The 19,048-nt window shown below is 55.2% G+C and carries 14 protein-coding genes; 7 read left to right on the top strand and 7 right to left on the bottom strand.

What is annotated here, in order from left to right; all coding sequences use genetic code 11:
- The first annotated feature begins 71 nt into the window (after positions 1 to 71).
- Together hemN and fnr are read left to right on the top strand one after the other, a co-directional pair.
- On the top strand, positions 72 to 1,505 hold the full coding sequence (hemN, locus tag AC4EYZ_RS17710) for an oxygen-independent coproporphyrinogen III oxidase (protein ID WP_041158891.1): 1,434 nt from the start codon (positions 72 to 74) through the stop codon (positions 1,503 to 1,505).
- A gap of 84 nt (positions 1,506 to 1,589) precedes the next feature.
- Entirely contained in the window at positions 1,590 to 2,336 is a 747-nt protein-coding gene (gene fnr / locus AC4EYZ_RS17705) for a fumarate/nitrate reduction transcriptional regulator Fnr (RefSeq protein ID WP_022522221.1), read from the top strand.
- Here fnr and ttcA read toward each other — a convergent pair.
- The 3 genes from ttcA to AC4EYZ_RS17690 all read right to left on the bottom strand — a co-directional run bounded on the left by ttcA (position 2,329) and on the right by AC4EYZ_RS17690 (position 6,018).
- Positions 2,329 to 3,249 carry a tRNA 2-thiocytidine(32) synthetase TtcA gene (gene ttcA / locus AC4EYZ_RS17700; RefSeq protein ID WP_027958142.1) on the bottom strand — a complete coding sequence of 307 codons (921 nt, stop codon included), beginning with the start codon at positions 3,247 to 3,249 and terminating at the stop codon, positions 2,329 to 2,331. The two genes, fnr and ttcA, sit on opposite strands and share 8 nt — an antisense overlap.
- Before the next feature lie 262 nt (positions 3,250 to 3,511).
- On the bottom strand, positions 3,512 to 4,165 hold the full coding sequence (locus AC4EYZ_RS17695) for a 3'-5' exonuclease family protein (RefSeq protein ID WP_041158893.1): 654 nt from the start codon (positions 4,163 to 4,165) through the stop codon (positions 3,512 to 3,514).
- Between the two features lie 5 nt (positions 4,166 to 4,170).
- Positions 4,171 to 6,018 (bottom strand): DUF294 nucleotidyltransferase-like domain-containing protein, encoded by a 1,848-nt coding sequence (locus AC4EYZ_RS17690; RefSeq protein ID WP_474192091.1) that lies wholly within the window; start codon positions 6,016 to 6,018, stop codon positions 4,171 to 4,173.
- A gap of 708 nt (positions 6,019 to 6,726) precedes the next feature.
- Between AC4EYZ_RS17690 and AC4EYZ_RS17685 the strand changes: the two genes are divergently transcribed.
- The 4 genes from AC4EYZ_RS17685 (at position 6,727) to AC4EYZ_RS17670 (ending at position 13,468) form a co-directional block, all read left to right on the top strand.
- A complete protein-coding gene (locus AC4EYZ_RS17685; protein WP_007113808.1) occupies positions 6,727 to 6,987 on the top strand; it encodes a DUF4212 domain-containing protein in 261 nt (86 codons plus the stop codon).
- Between the two features lie 6 nt (positions 6,988 to 6,993).
- Positions 6,994 to 8,775 (top strand): sodium:solute symporter family protein, encoded by a 1,782-nt coding sequence (locus AC4EYZ_RS17680; RefSeq protein WP_009287414.1) that lies wholly within the window; start codon positions 6,994 to 6,996, stop codon positions 8,773 to 8,775.
- 135 nt (positions 8,776 to 8,910) lie between these two features.
- Positions 8,911 to 9,420, top strand: a complete 510-nt coding sequence (locus AC4EYZ_RS17675; protein WP_474192090.1) for a hypothetical protein — start codon at positions 8,911 to 8,913, stop codon at positions 9,418 to 9,420.
- Positions 9,421 to 9,526: 106 nt separating this feature from the next.
- A complete protein-coding gene (locus AC4EYZ_RS17670) occupies positions 9,527 to 13,468 on the top strand; it encodes a hybrid sensor histidine kinase/response regulator (RefSeq protein ID WP_490203936.1) in 3,942 nt (1,313 codons plus the stop codon).
- Positions 13,469 to 13,506: 38 nt separating this feature from the next.
- Here the strand turns inward: AC4EYZ_RS17670 and AC4EYZ_RS17665 are convergent, their stop codons facing one another.
- From AC4EYZ_RS17665 to AC4EYZ_RS17655, 3 genes are all read right to left on the bottom strand, one after another.
- Positions 13,507 to 14,169 (bottom strand): response regulator, encoded by a 663-nt coding sequence (locus AC4EYZ_RS17665; RefSeq protein WP_007113812.1) that lies wholly within the window; start codon positions 14,167 to 14,169, stop codon positions 13,507 to 13,509.
- 276 nt (positions 14,170 to 14,445) lie between these two features.
- The gene (gene acs / locus AC4EYZ_RS17660; RefSeq protein WP_009287416.1) at positions 14,446 to 16,395 is read right to left on the bottom strand and encodes an acetate--CoA ligase; all 1,950 of its coding nucleotides are present in this window, start codon (positions 16,393 to 16,395) and stop codon (positions 14,446 to 14,448) included.
- 193 nt (positions 16,396 to 16,588) lie between these two features.
- Entirely contained in the window at positions 16,589 to 17,137 is a 549-nt protein-coding gene (locus tag AC4EYZ_RS17655; protein ID WP_027958146.1) for a SprT family zinc-dependent metalloprotease, read from the bottom strand.
- Positions 17,138 to 17,200: 63 nt separating this feature from the next.
- Here AC4EYZ_RS17655 and AC4EYZ_RS17650 point away from each other — a divergent pair, with 63 nt between their 5' ends.
- Positions 17,201 to 17,860, top strand: a complete 660-nt coding sequence (locus AC4EYZ_RS17650) for a YecA/YgfB family protein (RefSeq protein ID WP_022522130.1) — start codon at positions 17,201 to 17,203, stop codon at positions 17,858 to 17,860.
- Positions 17,861 to 17,889: 29 nt separating this feature from the next.
- On the opposite strand, the gene AC4EYZ_RS17645 is transcribed toward AC4EYZ_RS17650, so the two are convergent.
- Entirely contained in the window at positions 17,890 to 19,011 is a 1,122-nt protein-coding gene (locus AC4EYZ_RS17645) for a phospholipase D-like domain-containing protein (protein ID WP_027958147.1), read from the bottom strand.
- Positions 19,012 to 19,048: the final 37 nt, after the last annotated feature.

The raw sequence follows: 19,048 nt of genomic DNA, 5'->3' as shown, positions 1-19,048 counted from the left end.
ACGTGGCTCAACATTTACCTCCTAACCACGGGTTAGGCTAGCGGCATTTCCTAACGTCGGAGCGCCCCTTCATGCCCGTTCATACCCCTGCTGCCTTGCCTCTTGCACCCGCTGCTGCCGCAGCCCCTATGCAGCCGGTGTGGGACGAAGCGTTACTGCGTCGCTACGACACCAACGGCCCACGCTACACCTCCTACCCCACGGCGCTGTCGTTTCACGACCAATTTACCCCTGGCGACCTGACCCAGGCATTGGAGCGTAGCAATGCCAGTAAGCGTCCGCTCTCTCTGTACGTTCATGTGCCCTTCTGCCGCAAGATCTGCTTCTACTGCGCGTGTAATAAAATCGCTACCAAAAACACTGCCCTTGCCGAGCCCTATATAGCCCGGCTTGACCGTGAAATGGTGCTGACCGCACGCCACTTGGATACATCACGACCGGTGGAGCAGTTGCATTGGGGCGGCGGCACGCCGACATTTCTCAGTTTGAACCAGATGGGCGACCTGATTGATCGACTGGATGCACGTTTTGGTCTTTCATCGTCTGCTGATCGCGATTACGCAATTGAAATAGATCCTCGCGAAGCGGATGTGTTTACGCTGCGCCATCTCGAATCCCTCGGCTTTAATCGCATCAGCCTGGGCGTGCAGGATTTAAGCCCGCTGGTGCAGAAAGCGATTAACCGTATTCAGCCTCGGGTACTTACCGAAACGCTGATGGAGGAGGCGCATCGCCTGGGCTTTCGCTCGCTCAATCTCGACCTAATTTATGGCTTGCCATTTCAGACTGAAAAGAGCTTTGCCAACACCCTACGCCAGGTGATCGAGCTCAACCCGGCGCGCCTTTCTGTGTTTAATTACGCGCATATGCCCGAGCGTTTTGCCCCGCAGCGGCGCATTAATGTCGATGACTTGCCAGGCGGAGAAGAGAAGCTAGCGATTCTGCGCACCACCATCGAAATGCTCACCGCAGCTGGCTATGTGCATATCGGTATGGATCACTTTGCCCGCCCTGACGATAGCCTGGCTATTGCCCAGCGCGAAGGCTCGCTGCAGCGCAACTTCCAGGGCTACTCCAGCCATGCTCAGTGCGACTTAATCGGGCTTGGCGTATCGGCGATTTCCCGTATTGATGACGTCTATGCGCAGAATCCTAGCGATCTGGCCCGCTACGAAGCGGCGCTGGATCAGGGGCAGCTTGCCACCGTGCGTGGCATACGCTTAAGTGATGACGACCTGATCCGCCGGGATGTGATTGAGCGGCTGATGTGCGATATGGGCATTGATCTGACCGCCGTTAGCCAGCGCTGGAACATTGATGCCCCCCGCTACTTTGCGCCTGCGCTTGAGCGCCTGCAAAGCGCCGAGCAAGATGGCCTGCTGGCACGCAGCGGCGACCAGCTTAACGCAACGCCAATGGGTCGACTGCTGATTCGCCATATAGCAATGGCGTTTGATACCCATCTTTCCGGGCAAACGGGACAACAGTATTCTAAGATTGTTTAATCACCTTATTGCAGGCATGCTAAAGCGACTATAATAAGTAAGGATTTTCTAATTGATAAGCGGGACCCTCTCAAGGAGCAAAGCATGTTGGAACCCATGAGCCGTCGGCGCTCGCTACTCCATGAAGCTCGCTGCCAAACCTGCAGTTTGAGCTCACTGTGCCTGCCACTTGCCCTTGAGCTGGACGACGTGGGGCAGTTTGACGCCATTATTCGTCGTCGCGCGCCGCTGAAAAAAGGCGAACCGCTGTTTCGTCAGGGCGACACCTTTACCAGCGTTTACGCAGTCCGTTCGGGCAGTTTGAAACAGATCACCGCCGAAGGTAACGGCAGCGAGCAGTTGACCAATTTCTACCTGCCCAGTGAATTGGTGGGGTTGGATGGCATTGACGAAGAGCATTACCCCGGTAGCGTTATCGCCCTGGAAACGACCACCGTCTGCGAGATTCCTTTTGACCGCCTGGACTTACTCTCGGAGGAGCTACCCGAACTGCGTGGCCAGCTTTATCGTAGCATGAGCAAAGAGTTGCGCGATGACCGGCGTATGATGCGGCTACTTTCGCGTAAAACCGCCGATCAGCGGCTGGCAAGTTTTTTGATTACCCTCTCGGATCGTTTTCGTCGCCGGGGCTACTCGCCTTACAGCTTTCGCCTCTCAATGCCCAGGGCTGATATCGGCAACTACCTGGGCTTAGCGGTGGAAACGGTCAGCCGCATACTAAGCCGCTTTCAGCAGCAGAGTGTGGTGGCGGTCTCCGGGCGAGAGGTCAACATTCTCGATATGCCGCGCTTGATTACCCTCGCCGAAGAGGAAGAGCAAACAGTTAGCTGACGTTAAAGGCTTGGATACGCCCCGCCAGTAGCTCTGCTTGCTTGGCCTCAAGGCCTTCAAAATCGAACAGGCTGCGGTCGGCCAACTGGGAAGGGGCAATGTTGGTGACAGCCTTGAACATGCTCTCCAGGCGGCCAGGAAACTTTTTGTCCCACTCGGCGAGCATCTCTTTGACCACCTGACGCTGCATATTAGGCTGTGAACCGCACAGGTTGCAGGGAATAATCGGAAACGCCATCAGCCGCGAAAACTCGGCGATATCAGCCTCTTTGCAGTAGGCCAACGGCCGAATAACGATATTCTTCCCATCATCGGATAGCAGCTTTGGCGGCATCGCTTTCAGGTTGCCGCCAAAGAACATATTGAGAAACAGTGTTTCGAGAATATCTTCCCGGTGATGGCCCAGGGCTATCTTATTGGCGCCAATCTCTTCGGCAAAGCCATACAACGAGCCGCGCCGCAGCCGTGAACAAAGCGCGCAGGTGGTTTTACCTTCCGGGGTTTTCTCTTTTACCACCGAGTAAGTATCGCGCTCGACAATGTGGTACTCCACGCCCTGCTTATCCAGATACGCAGGCAATACGTGCTCGGGAAAACCCGGCTGTTTTTGATCCAGATTGACCGCTACCAGCGAAAAATTGACCGGCGCATTGCGCTGCAAATTGCGCAAAATCTCCAGCATCGTGTAGCTGTCCTTTCCACCGGAGAGGCAGACCATTACGCGATCACCTTCATTGATCATTTGGTAATCAATGATCGCATTGCCCACTTCTCGGCGCAGACGCTTTTGCAGCTTGTTAAATTCACGCTTCTGCTTCGCATCAGCCAGCTCAGGCTGGTCGTGCTCAGCGTCAGCTGGGGTGGCTCCAACCGTATCAAGGTGAGCAGGATCAAAGTGATCAAGAGTTTGCATGGTATAAGCACTGCCGAGGGTAGAAGGCGTGAGAGAAAAAAGTAATAACTATTCTAACAACACTCACCGCCTGACCCAACTAATCAGACGTAGCCACACAAGATATCGCAATTGGAAGTGACTATTTTGACCGCTGCACCATACCTCGGTGCGAGGGCAGCTTGGAGCGAGGGTCTTTTGTCATGGATGACAAAAGTAGCGCCCAGGGAAGGGTTCACAGCGCCCTCGCGGAAAGCTGTCCTCGCCACAACGAAAGAGACTACTATGCCACCTGCGCCATAATACGCTGCAAGCGCATATACAGCAGTGCGCTGGCGGTGGCCTCTCCAAGCACACTCTGCATGCCCATGACGGGTACTTGCCAGCATGCCAACGCCTGGGCGAAGCTGCTGGGCGCTTCGACCTCCGGGTGCAAACGGCGCAGTTGGCGCTGATGCAGTTTTGCCACATCGACCTGGGCGTTGGGCAGGGCAAAATTCAGCCGCTTACTGAGTAGTGCATTCAATGCTCCAATGCGCTTCTCTAACTGCCAGCCAACGATGGGCCGATTGCCGATAAATTCTACTAGCGCGCTCAAGTTATCACTGTTTGGTGGCAGTATCTCCCCCGCCTCGCACAGCAAGTGATGACGGCGCAGCGTTGCGCTCGCGGGCTGCTTCGCGCTGCCAAGGGTGATCACAAAAGCGCGGCTGGTATGCACCTGCTGATGGCTTAGCACCACTGCCGCCACGCTGATCACAGGTGATGATTGCGTGGGCGTTGCGGTGCAGGCGAGCGCCACCAGCTCTTCGCCCATATAGGGCTGAAACAGCCAGGCATAGGGGGAGTCTGCACAACGACGCCGGTCACTTTCACGCCTTAACAAGGTGCGCAGCGAGCCGCTAAATAGCGTCACATGTCGATCTAACAGCCGCATTCCGCTCACGAATACTCCAAATGGTAACGGTGGGAAAGCCGCTGCTTAAAGTCTTTGACAATATGCATCGCTTCGCGCAGTAGGTCGCGCTCCAGGGAAGAGAGGTTCTGCACCACGACACGGTTAGCGCGTCTGCTGCTTTGGGCGTTAGTTTCTTTCGCATCCGCAGAAGTTTCCAGCGTACTTAGCTGCTGCTTGAGGCACAGCTCAGAAAAGAGCGCCAACGCTTCGCCCAGGTCATCGGAAAAACGGCGATCCAACCGACCGTCAGTAACCAGGGCATCCAAGCGATCAAACGTCGAGGTGGCTTTGATGCGCCGCTCAAGCGCCATGGTGCGGACACCGTGCACGATAGGGAAAATACCGCCTTTCTTGATATCGATACCGTGCTGAGGCTTTTTCAGCGAACCAAACAGCGTCAGCGGCGTCGAAAAGCGCAGCGCCGTGCGGGCAAAATAGGAAAGCAGCAGCTCATCGCCCGAGCAGCGTTCAAACAGCTCATCGCGCACGCTCTCAAGCAAGCTCGGGTTGCCCGCCACGCCATGAGCATCGAGCATAATGGCCAGCTTCATCAGGCTATCGCCATCACGCTCCCTGGCCCACTTGGCAATATTACCTTTCCATTGGGATACCGTGGCCACCCACTCGGGGTTAGACACCATAATGTTGCCGGGGCACGGCGGGTAACCAAGCTGAATCAGGGTATCGGTGAGCGTTTGCATATGGCTGGCAAGATCAGGCCACTGGGTTTCATCGGCAAGAATCAAGCCGTTATCCTGATCCGTTTTTAGAATCTGCTCACCGCGCCCTTCGCTGCCCATCACCATCATGCAGCTCTGCTCGTGATAGCGCTTATCGACAGTGAACTCCCAGGCCTTGCTAATAATACGGCCGTTTAGTGCCGCAAGCAGATCCATCGCAAAGCGCAGCTTAACGCCCTGGGCCATCAGCGCTTTGACCAGCTCCGGGGTGCGCTGACTGGCAGCTGAAAGCGCCTCTAAGTTGGTCGCCTGCTCGATCTGCAGGCTCACCACATAGCTGCGGCTTGAGAAGTAGCTAAGCACGTCGGTGAGCTCTACAACGCCTTTCAAGACGTTTTGCTCCATCACTACCACCCGCGCCACTTTATGGCGGGTCATCAGCACCAATACTTCAAATAAGTACTGATCCGGTGCGACGGTCACCAAGTTAAAATGGGCGATCTTATCCACTGATGATGTTACCGCGCTGCCCTTTAGCACTAAGGCGTTGAGCAGATCGGTTTTGGTCACCATGCCGAGGGTGTCGTCCTGGGTCGACACCAGCAGGCTGTCGGCGTGACTTTCGTTGAGCTGTTTTACAGCGCTAGCGATATCGGTCGTCGCTGCCATCAGCAGTGGCGCACGCATGCACTCGCTTACCTTGGCCAGCATAAAGCCTGCCATGGTGACGCCACCTTCGGCGCGCTTTTCGGTCATCAGGCGCGCCTTATGGGTCAGCGATTGGCGAAAAAAACTGCTGAAATCAGGATAGTGGCGACACAGCTGCTGAAACAGTGCTTTAGGCATTAGGTAACACAGGCACTCCTGTTCAGCCTTAAAGCGGTAGCGGCTTTTACCGTTGAGAATACTGATCGCGCCAAACAGGTCCCCTGCCGTGTAGTGACCAATACGCGCGGTAGATGAGGGCAATGTAGGATCGATTTCCGCCACTTCGCCTTTATGGATCAGATAAACGAACTCACCCGCTTGGCCAGTCTCTAAAATGATTTCGTCACGATCAAAATAGGCCAGGTCAATGCCACGACGAATGTGGTCACGCCCCTCATCGTCAAGGAGCGTAAACGGCAGTTGGGATAGATCCACATCGACCATGGGGTATAACCTCATTAAACGGGCTGCGACTAACCGGGTTGTGTCTTAAGGCGCGCTAGCAGACATAAGCAAAAATAAATAAACGTCGTGACTCGATACTGGCCCACATAAATTGGCCCACACCAGCGCTTCAAAAAAATGTTATCGATTATTATATGAAGGTGGCTGTACGGGTATAAAGGATTCACTTCCCAAGTAGCAAGTATAACCTTGTTATACCTTTAGCTATCACGCTAAAGTCGAAGCGACTTTTGATACACGACCAAAGTATCGACACTTACTAACCGTGCTTCCGGCAAAACCCAGGACATGTATTTAAAGTAGCCAATAACTGCTTTTATTTGCTCACTAGACTATCGTCCTATAGCTCTTCAAACGCCTACAAAATTCGCTTAAACAGCCTCTAAAAACTCGTATTTTCAATAACATGCATCTTACCAAAAGCCAATTCGTCGTTTATTGATACCAAAGTCTGGGATTTATTTTTTGACGTTTATTGCCCAGTATTAACAATGAGTCATGCAGGGTAATCGCACGTCACTAACTAACTCGACATTTCATATCGAATAATAAGGTGATGTGCTAACAGAAGCTGACTCACCACTCCTATCGATAGGGTGGCTTTAGACGTGCGATTGCCCTGATGGGCCACACGCTATTCCTCGTGAACTTTCCCAACCTTAAAAATCACAAGTGGAGAGCAACACAATGGCAGATGACAAAACCAACGCTGCTGAATACTGGAAAGCAAACGTCCGCTTAATTTTCGGATGCCTGGCTGTTTGGGCATTTGTTTCTTACGGATGCGCTATCCTTTTTCGCCCGCTGCTCGCCGGTATTCCGGTTGGCGGTACCGATCTTGGCTTCTGGTTTGCACAACAGGGCTCAATCCTAACGTTTATCGTGCTGATCTTCTTCTATGCCTGGAAGATGAACAAGCTCGATCAAAAATTTGGCCTTGGGGAGTAAGCCGGTATGAGCCAGTTTGCAATTAACTTACTGTTCGTCGGCGCCTCTTTTGCCTTGTATATAGGCATTGCGATTTGGGCGCGCGCCGGCTCAACGAAAGACTTCTATGTCGCGGGGGGCGGGGTTCACCCGATCACCAATGGCATGGCCACCGCAGCGGACTGGATGTCAGCTGCATCGTTCATTTCCATGGCGGGCCTGCTAGCCTCAGGCGGCTACGCCAACTCTACTTTCCTAATGGGCTGGACTGGCGGCTACGTTATCCTCGCGATGCTGCTAGCACCTTACCTGCGTAAGTTTGGTAAGTTCACCGTGCCTGACTTTATCGGCGACCGCTTCTACAGCAACACCGCTCGCTTAGTGGCTATCGTCTGCTTGATTGTGGCGTCGGTTACCTACGTTATCGGTCAAATGACCGGTGCGGGCGTAGCGTTCTCTCGCTTCCTTGAAGTCAGCAACACCTGGGGTATTTGGTTAGCCGCGCTGATCGTTTTCCTCTACGCCGTATTTGGTGGTATGAAAGGCATTACCTATACCCAGGTAGCCCAGTACATCGTTCTAATCATCGCTTACACCATTCCTGCGGTGTTTATTGCCTTCCAACTAACCGGCAACCCGATTCCGATGTTCGGTATGTTCAGCACGCATACTGAATCCGGCATTCCGCTGCTGGCTAAATTGGATGACGTGGTTAGCGCACTTGGCTTCCGCGACTACACCGCCGATGTGGACAACAAACTCAACATGGTGCTGTTTACCCTGTCGCTGATGGTCGGTACTGCCGGTCTACCCCACGTTATCATTCGCTTCTTCACCGTCCCGAAAGTAGCCGATGCTCGCTGGTCTGCTGGCTGGGCGCTGGTGTTCATTGCCCTGCTTTACCTCACGGCTCCTGCGGTCGGTTCAATGGCACGTCTGAATCTGGCGACCACCGTGTACCCAGAGATGGCGGGGCAGGTTGAAAACTACGAAGAGGCTGCGCAAAACCCGATTCTGTACGAAGAACGCCCTGATTGGGTTCGTACATGGGAAGAAACAGGCCTTATCACCTTCAACGATCTCAACAATGACGGCCGTATCCAAATGTATAATGATGCTGCCGACTACTCTGATCGTGGCTGGGAAGGCAACGAGCTAACCGTCAATAATGACATACTGGTACTCGCCAACCCGGAAATTGCCAATCTTCCCGGCTGGGTTATTGGTTTGATTGCAGCGGGTGGTATCGCCGCAGCACTCTCGACAGCTGCAGGCTTGCTGCTGGCGATCTCGTCGGCGATCAGCCACGACTTGATCAAGACCATGATCAATCCCAAGATCACCGAGAAAGGCGAGATGTTGGCAGCGCGAATCTCCATGGGTGGTGCCATCCTGTTGGCCACTTACCTGGGGCTTAATCCGCCGGGGTTTGCAGCACAAACGGTGGCATTAGCCTTTGGTATCGCCGGTGCATCACTGTTCCCCGCGCTGATGATGGGTATCTTCTCCACGCGGATGAACAGCTCAGGCGCGGTCGCCGGTATGCTGGCGGGCTTGATTTGCACCCTGCTTTACATCTTTACCTACCTGGGCTGGTTCTTCGTGCCGGATACCAATATGCTGGCAAACACGCCGGATAACTGGATCTTTGGCATCTCGCCGCTCTCCTTCGGTGCCGTAGGCGCGATGATCAACTTCGCCGTTGCCTTTGCGGTTTCCAGAGTGACAGCTGCACCGCCGCAGGAAATTCAGGATCTGGTGGAAAGCGTTCGCTATCCGAAAGGTGCTGGCATGGCGATAGACCACTAAGTCATACTCCTTCCTGATGCGTTATCTCCATACGGCGATAACGCTTTGGAATCGACCTCATCATCGGGCTTCCTTAGGGAGGCCCGATGGCTTTTATAGATAGCTTTTATAGACGGCTTTTTGAAAGGATAAATTATGATTTGGCACTTGATCGCCGCCGTTTTTGCAGGCCTTGCGGCAGCCGGGATTGGTCTGATACTGCGCAATTTGAGCGGCAAACGTTTGCCCAAATGGATAGTGCCGGTGTGTGGCGGACTGGGTATGCTGGGCTATCAAGTTCAGGTGGAGTACAGCTGGTTTGACCACAAGCAGGCACAACTGCCCGAGACCGCCACGGTCATTTCAACCGAAAGCAGCACGGCGGTATGGCGCCCATGGACTTTTGCCATTCCGATGATCACCAAATTCAGCATGGTGGACAGCGAGAACATCCGTATTACCGAGCAGGATGACACCCGTTTAGCGGAATTTATCCTTTATCAGTTTGAGCGCCATCACACCGATATTTTGATCACCCAGCCCTATCTACTCAACTGCGAGAGCCGTGAGCTAGTGCCCCTGGATAAAGACTCCCGCGCCCCTATCCTCGAAGAGATACGCACGCTGCGCGACACATCACCGCTACTCAACAACGTATGCGCCTAGACAAATAAACAGCCCGTGGTACAAACGGTCGTACACGACCCGTTGTTTCGCCTAGAATGAAGCCTTTTGACTGGCGCACGTTAAACACTCTGGCGGGGAGAAAGGCATGTTTCACGGCGGGCTACTGGTAGCGGTTTCGTTACTCTACATTGCCGTTCTATTCGGTATCGCTTGGTACGGTGATCGCCGAGCGCGTACCCACGGCGCCACCCGTCGGCGTCCGATCATCTATAGCTTGGCATTGGCCATTTACTGCACCTCGTGGACGTTTTACGGCGCGGTTGGCCAGGCAGCCACCGCGGGATGGTCGTTTGCGAGCATCTTCGTCGGGCCGATTTTAACATTTTTACTCTTCTGGCCGGTGCTGGCCAAGATGATCCGCGTTGCCAAACATCAAAACGTCACCTCGATTGCCGATTTTATTGCCTCCCGTTACGGCAAAACCCAGTCGCTGGCCGCCTTTGCCAGTCTGGTTGCCCTGGTCGGTACCCTGCCCTACATTGCCCTGCAGCTAAAAGCAGTTTCCACTACTTTTAGCGTTCTTACCGATGCCACCGATGTGACCCATACGCCGTTGTTTGGCGACACGGCCTTCTATGTGGCCATTGTGATGGCAATTTTCGCGATTCTATTCGGCACCCGCCACACCGATGCCACCGAACACCACGAAGGCTTAATCCACGCCGTGGCATTCGAATCGCTGGTCAAGCTGCTCGCCTTCGTGGTGCTTGGCGCCTTTGTTACCTGGGGTATGTTTGATGGCCTGGGTGAGCTGATGGGGCATGCCGAAAGCCAGCTCGAACTCCAGCGCCAACTGGCCAACCAGGATTTTGGCCAAAGTTTCTGGGCCCAAACGCTGCTCGCGATGCTGGCGATTCTGTGTCTACCCCGTCAGTTCCATGTGGCAGTGGTGGAAAACATTCACCCTGACGACGCCACGAAAGCGCGCTGGCTGTTTCCACTTTACCTGCTGGCCATTGCCTTTTTTGTGGTGCCCTTAGCCGCCGCTGGTCTGCTGCTGTTTTCCGAAAGCGGCGTAGAGCCCGATACCTACGTACTGGCTCTATCCATGGCCTCAGGCCACCAGTGGTTAACGCTACTCACCTTTATTGGCGGTTTCTCGGCGGCCACGGGCATGGTGATTGTCGCTGCCGTAGCAGTGTCGATCATGATCTCCAACGAAATCGTTATCCCGGCGCTGTTCCGGCTGCGCTGGTTTGATACCAAGGCACGGGATTATGGGCGCTTGGTGCTGCGTGCGCGGCGTTTAACCATTGTTGCCGTACTGGCCATGGCCTACGGCTTCTACCAGCTGATTGCCGAATTTACCTCGCTGGCCTCGATTGGCATGCTCTCGTTTGCCGCCGCCTCGCAATTTGCCCCAGCGCTGATTGGCGGCCTCTACTGGAAGCGCGGCAACCGGCTTGGGGTGATTGTCGGTATGAATGCGGGCTTCGCCATCTGGGCCTATAGCCTGCTTATGCCCGCGATGATCAATGCAGGTGTGCTGCCGATTGGCTGGCTTGACGGCGGCCCGTTGGGGCTCAATTGGCTCTCGCCCACGACGTTGTTCGGCCTCAACTTGGGTGACAGCTTTACCCACGGCGTGATGCTGTCACTCGGGGTTAACCTGTTCTGCTACATTTTCGTTTCCCAAATTACCTCCCAGCGAGTGGTCGAGCGTATTCAGGCCTCACTGTTCGTGGATAGCGTGGAAACACGCCAGACCTCGGTCAACCGCCCCTGGACCGGGGCGACCACCGTGGGCGATTTAAAAGTTCTTTGTGAACGTTTTCTAGGAGCGGGACAGGTCGATCGCGCCTTTGAAGACTACGCCCGCCGGGTGGGTAAACCACTGGACGACGGCACTCGTGCCTCAATCGATATTATTCAGTTCACCGAACGCTTTTTGGCTTCAGTGCTGGGCGCTTCATCGGCACGCATCGTGGTCAACTCGGCGCTTCAGGGGCGCGGTATCGGCATCTCGGATGTGATTTCGATTGTCGATGAAGCCTCCCAAGTGCTGGAGTTCAACCGGGCGCTGCTCCAGGCCACCATTGAAAACATTAACCAGGGCATCAGCGTGGTCGATCAGAACCTTCGCCTGGTGGTGTGGAACCAGCGCTACCTTGAGCTTTTCCGCTTCCCTGACCACCTGATTCGCGTTGGCGCCCCCATAGACCGTATCTTCCGCTACAACGCCCACAACGGCGAGTATGGCCCAGGTGACCCGGAAGAGCATGTGCAGCTACTGCTCGACAATATTCGCGAAGGCCAGCCCCACCGCTATGTGCGCTACCGCCAGGATGGCAGCGTGCTGGAAGTGCAGGGCAACCCAATGCCTGGCGGCGGCTTTGTGTATACCTACCAGGATATTACCCAGCAAAAGCGCATCGAAGAGGCGCTGATTCGCTCGGAAAACAATATCCGTATCTATACCGATAACGTGCCCGCGTTGATTGCCTACTTCGACAAAGAGTGCCGCTACTTATTTACCAACCGAGCCTACGAGCAGGCGTTCAATATTGACCGCAACGCGGTCATTGGTCGCCGCTTTGAAGACGTGCTGCCAATTAAGCAGGCGGAGGAGCGCGCGCCATGGGTCGCACGCGCCTTGAACGGCGAACGGGTCAGCTTTGAAGTCTCGCTGCGGGTGAATGAAGCCATGCGCTATATGCTGGTCACTTACACGCCGCACTTTGGTGACAGCCAGGCGATCCTGGGCTTCTTTGCGCTCTATCAGGATATTACCGAACGCCGTCAGGCTGAAATTGCCCTTAAAGAGACCAATGAAACCCTGGAAGAGCGCGTGCGTGAGCGTACCCAGGCGCTCTCTGAAGCCAACGCGGCGTTGCGCCAGGAGAACCGGGTACGCGCCGAGGCAGAGCTCGCCCTGCGCCAGGCTAAGCAGCTCGCAGAAGATGCCAACGCTTCCAAAACGCGCTTTTTGGCCGCGGCCAGCCATGACTTGCTGCAGCCGCTTAACGCGGCACGGCTATTTACCTCCGCGCTGATGCAGAACGTGACTACGACCGACACCCAACGCATCGTTGGCCATATCGATAACTCGCTGCAGGCCGCCGAGGAACTGCTAAGCACCCTGCTGGATATCTCCAAGCTGGACGCAGGCGCCCTAACGCCCCGCCGCAGTCACTTTGCCCTAGCGGATATCTTCCGCCCGTTACGCGCCGAATTTGAGGTGATGGCGGACGATCGCGGATTAGATTTAGAAGTCGTGCCTACCCAGCTTTGGGTGGACTCAGATCCTCAAATGCTGCGCCGTATCGTGCAAAACTTCTTATCCAATGCGATTCGCTACACTCAAGAGGGGCGCGTGCTGTTGGGCTGCCGTCGCCAAAATGGCTGGCTCTCTATTGAAGTGTGGGACAGCGGCCCCGGCATTCCCGAGTCTAAATTGAGCGAAATTTTTCAGGAATTCCGCCGATTGGATCAGGTCTCCCGCCACAAAGAGAGCGAGAAAGGGCTGGGGCTAGGGCTCTCCATTGCCGACCGTATGAGCCGGGTGCTGGATCATCCTATCAAGGTACGCTCGACGGTAGGCAAAGGCGCGGTTTTCTCAGTCAGCGTACCGATTGTCACCGCCCACGAGTCAACCAGCACCGAGCTTGAGCCGCATGCGCGGCGCGGCAGCCATAAGCTGAGCGGTACGCGGATTGTATGCATCGATAACGAGACGCTAATTCTGGAAGGCATGACCGCCATGCTTAGCGGCTGGGGCTGCGAGGTGTTTACCGCCACCAGTATCGGCGGGGCCAAATCGATCCTACGCAATATGGATGGCGACCCTGACGCTATTCTGGCGGACTACCACCTGGATAACGAAGTCACCGGCTTAATGGCGCTGGAAGCACTCAGCGAACGTTTTGAGGGGGCGGTACCAGGGATTGTGATTACCGCTGACCGTACCGAAGCGGTGGCTGAAGAGATCAAGCGGGCGGGCTATCAACTGCTGCTGAAGCCCGTTAAACCGGCGGCACTACGGGCGCTACTGACGCGCACGTTGCAGGCCAACCGGGCGGCGCGCTAAGCGCGCCGCGGTTAACACAGTCGTTGCTTGCTACTTGCTTAGGAAACGACTTTCGGCGGCTCGACTTCAAGCTTCTGAGCCGCGATAACCGCCTGGGTACGTGAGTGTACGCCCAGCTTGCGTAGAATCGCGGTCACGTGGGCTTTGATCGTGGCTTCAGAGACGCTCAGTTCATAAGCGATCTGTTTATTCAGCAGGCCTTCGGTCAGCATATTCAAGACGCGGAATTGCTGGGGCGTTAGCGAAGCAATCGCCTCGGCAAAACGCGACTCCTCTTCGCTGGTCTCTTCCAGCACGTTGGCCAACGCCTCAGGTAACCACACCTCGCCCTGCAGAATTTCGCCGACGGCTTCAGCAATTAGTTGTAGAGACGATGATTTAGGGATAAAACCCGACGCGCCGTAGTCAATAGCACGACGAACCACGTAGGGTTCATCACTACCAGACACTACCGCAACGGGGATATCAGGCATTTGACCACGCAGTTGGATTAAACCAGAGAAGCCATGGGCTCCCGGCATATGCAGATCCAGCAGAATCAAATCGGCATCTGGGTGGCGATTCACCACGTCAGTGGTGGCTTCCATGGTGTCCGCTTCGACAATTTCCGCCTGGGGGGCCAACTGGCGTAACGCTTGGGTCAGCGCTGCACGAAACAGCGGGTGATCGTCAGCGACGATAAACTTATGAGCTACTGCCATGGATATTCCTCCGGTTCCTCGAGCAGCGGGGTTGTCTGCCGCCGCGACGCTAGGCTCTTACGGTTGTGAAGCATGGTACCCCATGGGCTTCATCATGCCCAAGCATCACATGCACAATTTATAATAGATCGTTCACACAAGTGAAACACGTGTCCATAAACGCTTATCTATAAACGCGCCTCTATAAACACAACCGTGCCGACCTACTCAGGTCGGCACGGCTTTGAGTCGGCACACAAGCTCTATTGGGCTAAACAGCCTATCGCGTTGTCGCCATTATTGGTTGGCGCGATGCTCAATCAGCTCATCGACCACCGACGGGTCGGCCAGCGTACTGGTATCACCCAAACCATCACACTCATTGGCGGCAATCTTGCGCAAAATGCGGCGCATGATTTTACCCGAGCGGGTTTTCGGCAAACCTGGCGCCCACTGGATGACATCCGGCGAAGCAATCGGGCCAATATCTTTGCGCACCCACTGGGTCAACTCTTTTTTGAGTTCGTCTGTCGCCTCGATACCGTCACTCAGGGTGACATAGATATAGATGCCTTGTCCCTTAATATCGTGCGGGAAACCAACAACGGCTGCTTCTGCAACGGCGCTGTGCGCTACCAGAGAGGACTCTATCTCGGCGGTGCCCATGCGGTGACCCGACACGTTCAGCACGTCGTCCACACGTCCGGTGATCCAGTAGTAGCCATCCTCATCGCGGCGACAGCCGTCACCCGTGAAGTACATACCGTCGTAGGTCGAGAAGTAAGTCTGAACATAGCGCTCGTGGTCACCCCAAATAGAGCGCGCCTGACCCGGCCAGGCGTCAAGGATGACCAAGTTGCCTTCAGTGGCACCTTCCAATTTATTGCCTTCGTTATCGACCAGCGCGGGCTTCACACCGAAAAACGGTACGGTCGCAGAGCCAGGCTTAAGCGGGGTAGCGCCCGGCAGCGGCGCAATCATGATGCCGCCGGTTTCGGTTTGCCACCAGGTATCTACAATCGGGCATTTTTCGTTGCCGATAACGCGGTAGAACCACTCCCAGGCCTCCGGGTTAATCGGTTCGCCCACGGAGCCCAACAGCCGCAGGCTATCGCGTTTGCTGGAGTCCATGACGTTTTCGCCATGGGCCATCAGAGCACGCACCGCGGTGGGCGCAGTATAGAGAATATTAACGTTGTGCTTATCAACGATATCACCCATACGGCCATGGGTGGGATAGCTGGGCACGCCCTCAAACATCAGGGTAGTCGCACCGTTGGCCAAGGGGCCATAAACGATATAGCTGTGCCCGGTAACCCAGCCAACGTCCGCGGTGCACCAGTAGATTTCACCCTCTTGATAGTCAAACACGTACTGGTGGGTCATGGCGGCGTAGGTCAGGTAGCCGCCGGTGGTGTGCTTCAAGCCTTTAGGCGCACCGGTAGAACCCGAGGTGTAGAGAATGAATAGCGGGTCTTCGGCGCCCATGGCTTCCGGTTCACACTCGTTGGACTGCTTGTCGACCAGCTCGTCAAACCAGACATCGCGACCCTCTTTCCACTCGATCTCACCGCCGGTGCGCTTCACCACCAGGACGTTTTTGCACACATCAGTGCCGTCACGGGTCAGCGCGGCGTCCACGTTCTCTTTCAGCGGTACGTGCTTACCACCGCGCACCGACTCATCAGCGGTAATCACCAGCTTGGAGTCGGCGCCAATAACCCGCTGGGCAACGGCGTCCGGCGAGAAGCCACCAAAGACAACCGAGTGAACGGCCCCGATGCGCGAACAGGCCAACATAGCCATGGCGGCTTCGGGAATCATAGGCATATACAGCGTAACGGTATCGCCTTTATCGATACCCAGCTCTTTCAGCGCGTTGGCTAGCTGGTTCGTGCGTGCATAGAGTTCGCGATAAGTAATGTGTTTGGACTCATCGGGGTTGTCGCCTTCCCAAATGATCGCTGTCTGGTCACCGCGCTTATCCAGATGGCGGTCAAGGCAGTTGGCGCTGACGTTAAGCAGGCCATCCTCAAACCAACGAATATCGACATTGTCACGCGCAAAGGAGGTGTTTTTGATTTTGCTGGGCGCTTTAATCCAGTCGAGGCGTTTGGCTTGCTCAGCCCAGAAGCCTTCCGGGTCGTCTATCGACTGCTGATACATGGCCTCATATTTGGCTTTATCGGCCCAGGCATTGGCGGCGAAATCGTCGCGCACCGGATAGACCTTCTGTTGATCGCTCATAAAATTGCCTCTGTCCGTGAAAATGCACTCTCTAAGAAACTGTAGTCGATACGATTATTTATGGGCTTATTGACCATTATCGGGCGTATCGGCTGCCATTAATGTTCCCCTAGCATAAACCTCCTCGCGCAGGCTTCCCTTTAGACATTGGTATTATCATTTTTTATTTAAAAAACAAACATTTATAAACAAATCACGAGACGACTTCCGGCCTGTAGACCAAGGTCTTAGCGCAGTGTCGGCAACGATAATGACGCCCGTTTACCACTAAAGCATGACGTCTTGGGGTAAATTGATGAAAGCGGCAATCGCATTGGTAACGATAAGGTGCGGACTGCGCCTGCTTAATATCAAACCGATGGGTAACACTGGGAACTAAACCAAAAAGGTCGCGCATGACCGTTTTCCACTCGCGGCCGTGGGGTTTTAAACGCGGGCCGTTGTCCAAATGAAACACCAGCCAGTGAGCCATTTCGTGGGGAATCACCTCATCAAAAAACGCCGTGCGGTTCTCTCTCAGTAACACCGGGTTCAAGCGTAACCCGCCGTGGCCAAGATGCGCCTGGCCGGCCGAAGCGCCGCGCAGGTTAAACCACACATTTGGGGCTGGCAGCGCTGGGCACACTTCACAGCAGCGCTGCCACGCTTGTTCGACGCGAACTCGCGCGGCCTGATGCAACTCTGTTTCCGACATAGCCGCCAATTCAGTGGCAGGCCAAGGAGGCAGTGGTGACGTCTTCATTAGTGATAAACTAGCCGTTATAGGTAACCATTGATGAACGTTTGTATTAACGAGGCTTTACTCATGGCAGAGCGCAGCGATACGCCTGAAACGAACACGCCACCGCAGCCACTGCTCGAGGATGAGCAGTTGGATAGATTGGACGACTTCCTTGACTCGGATCAAGTGGATGAAGACGCCCTGGATCTTATTTCCACCCATGGCTTTTTAGTGGCCCTTGCCGTGGCACCCAGCGAAGTACCGGCGACCCAGTGGCTGACTGAGCTGTTTCAGGGTGAGCCTCGCTACGCCGATGACGCCGAGCGTGATGAGATTATTACCCTGCTCACACTGTTACGCGACAACGCGGTGGCGGTACTCGAGCAAGGCGGCTTACCGGAACTGCCGTTTGAACTAACGTTGGGAGGAGAACCCGCCGAGGAAACCCCTATAGGCGACTGGTGTGCGGGCTTTATGGAAGGCGTCTTCAGCGACGAGAGCGCTTGGTTCCAGGACGATGAAGAGGCCGCCGCCGCCCTGCTGCTACCGTTTATGCTGCTCTCCGGACTGTTCGACGATGAGCCGGACTTGGCCGAGCTGGCTAAAGATCAAGAACGCCAGGAGTCGCTGGTAGTGCAGTTGCCGGAACTGGTTTTGGATCTTTACCTGCATTACCGCGTGCCACCGGAAACGCCCAAACCCAAACCGCGTAAAAAAACGCCTGCAAAAGGTAAAAAGCGCTAGGTGCTTAGGCTAAATACTTAGCGTAGACACTATTTAAGCCGCGTTACCATGGCATCCAGCACGCCATAGATCCACTCACGGGCGCGCTGCCTCCAGGGGCGCGCCGCCCAAGCCGCGGCGTCTACCTCCTGGCTGGCGGCAAAGTTTCGCTCGAACAGTTCGCGCACGTCCGCCGCGAGCTTCGGATCCATTGCTTCCTGGTTTGCCTCTAGGTTCCAGTGCAGATTCCAGTGGTCAAAGTTACACGAACCAATGCTCACCCACTCATCGGCGAGCACAAATTTAGCGTGGATAAAGGTCGGCTGAAACTCAAAAATGCGCACCCCAGCCTTGAGCATGGTGTGATAAAAGCGCTGACCGGCAAAGCGAACGCTGGGATGATCATGCTTTGCCCCCGGTAGCAGTAAGCGTACGTCTATCCCTCTGCGAGCCGCCCGAACCAAACGCCGACGCAGGGCAAAGGTGGGCACAAAATAGGGTGTGCATAACCAGAGTCGTTCATTTACCTGGCTGACCCGATAATGCAATGAGTGGCGAATCGCTTGATAACGATAGCCACGCGCCGACATCGCCCGCCCAGGCACGCCATTGGCAAGCGCCTGAGGCTCACGACGCTCTGGGAGAGCCGCCGCGCGTCTATCGCCCTTCTCGACGCGGGTCAGCCGCGAATGCCATAGGCGCCGAAACAGCAGTTCCCAATCGGCCACCACCGGCCCTTCAATACGCAGGGCAATTTCGTACCAGGCATTCAAAAACTCATCCACCGCGCCAAAGCCACCGGTGAACGCCAGCTCGCCGTCAATAACCATTATTTTGCGATGGTCACGGCTCAGGTTCAGCGCTAAAGAGTGGAAACCAATGGGGTTAAAAAAGCGCAGCTGAACATCGCCCTGCTTCAGGCGCTGGCGATCACTCCCGGAGAGGCCCATCGAGCCATAGCCATCCAGCAGTAAACAGACGCGAACACCGCGCTGCGCTGCATCAGTCAATACCTCAATGACTTGATCTGCAAGCTCCCCTGATTCCATCAAGTAGAGCTCTACCAGCACATAGTGCCGCGCATTATGCACCGCTTCAAACATAGCGGGCAGAAAGCGTGAGGCCTCCGGCAGCAGCGTAAATCGATTACCTTCTCGCCACGCGTTCTGCATGGGTGCTCCTTGCTTAGCCACTGATAAGTACACTAAC

The sequence above is a fragment of the Vreelandella sp. 162(4c) genome, assembly GCF_058152265.1.
Note: the sequence above shows the minus strand (reverse complement) of the source record. Positions and strands in the feature narration are given on the sequence as shown.

Excerpts from the sequence above, each read along its gene's own strand:
- hemN (WP_041158891.1), top strand. The coding sequence starts at position 72 with ATGCCCGTTCATACCCCTGCTGCCTTGCCTCTTGCACCCGCTGCTGCC.
- AC4EYZ_RS17685 (WP_007113808.1), top strand. The coding sequence starts at position 6,727 with ATGGCAGATGACAAAACCAACGCTGCTGAATACTGGAAAGCAAACGTC.
- AC4EYZ_RS17695 (WP_041158893.1), bottom strand. The coding sequence starts at position 4,165 with ATGCGGCTGTTAGATCGACATGTGACGCTATTTAGCGGCTCGCTGCGC.
- AC4EYZ_RS17655 (WP_027958146.1), bottom strand. The coding sequence starts at position 17,137 with ATGAAGACGTCACCACTGCCTCCTTGGCCTGCCACTGAATTGGCGGCT.
- AC4EYZ_RS17650 (WP_022522130.1), top strand. The coding sequence starts at position 17,201 with ATGGCAGAGCGCAGCGATACGCCTGAAACGAACACGCCACCGCAGCCA.
- acs (WP_009287416.1), bottom strand. The coding sequence starts at position 16,395 with ATGAGCGATCAACAGAAGGTCTATCCGGTGCGCGACGATTTCGCCGCC.
- AC4EYZ_RS17680 (WP_009287414.1), top strand. The coding sequence starts at position 6,994 with ATGAGCCAGTTTGCAATTAACTTACTGTTCGTCGGCGCCTCTTTTGCC.
- AC4EYZ_RS17645 (WP_027958147.1), bottom strand. The coding sequence starts at position 19,011 with ATGCAGAACGCGTGGCGAGAAGGTAATCGATTTACGCTGCTGCCGGAG.
- AC4EYZ_RS17690 (WP_474192091.1), bottom strand. The coding sequence starts at position 6,018 with ATGGTCGATGTGGATCTATCCCAACTGCCGTTTACGCTCCTTGACGAT.
- AC4EYZ_RS17675 (WP_474192090.1), top strand. The coding sequence starts at position 8,911 with ATGATTTGGCACTTGATCGCCGCCGTTTTTGCAGGCCTTGCGGCAGCC.
- AC4EYZ_RS17665 (WP_007113812.1), bottom strand. The coding sequence starts at position 14,169 with ATGGCAGTAGCTCATAAGTTTATCGTCGCTGACGATCACCCGCTGTTT.
- ttcA (WP_027958142.1), bottom strand. The coding sequence starts at position 3,249 with ATGCAAACTCTTGATCACTTTGATCCTGCTCACCTTGATACGGTTGGA.
- AC4EYZ_RS17670 (WP_490203936.1), top strand. The coding sequence starts at position 9,527 with ATGTTTCACGGCGGGCTACTGGTAGCGGTTTCGTTACTCTACATTGCC.
- fnr (WP_022522221.1), top strand. The coding sequence starts at position 1,590 with ATGTTGGAACCCATGAGCCGTCGGCGCTCGCTACTCCATGAAGCTCGC.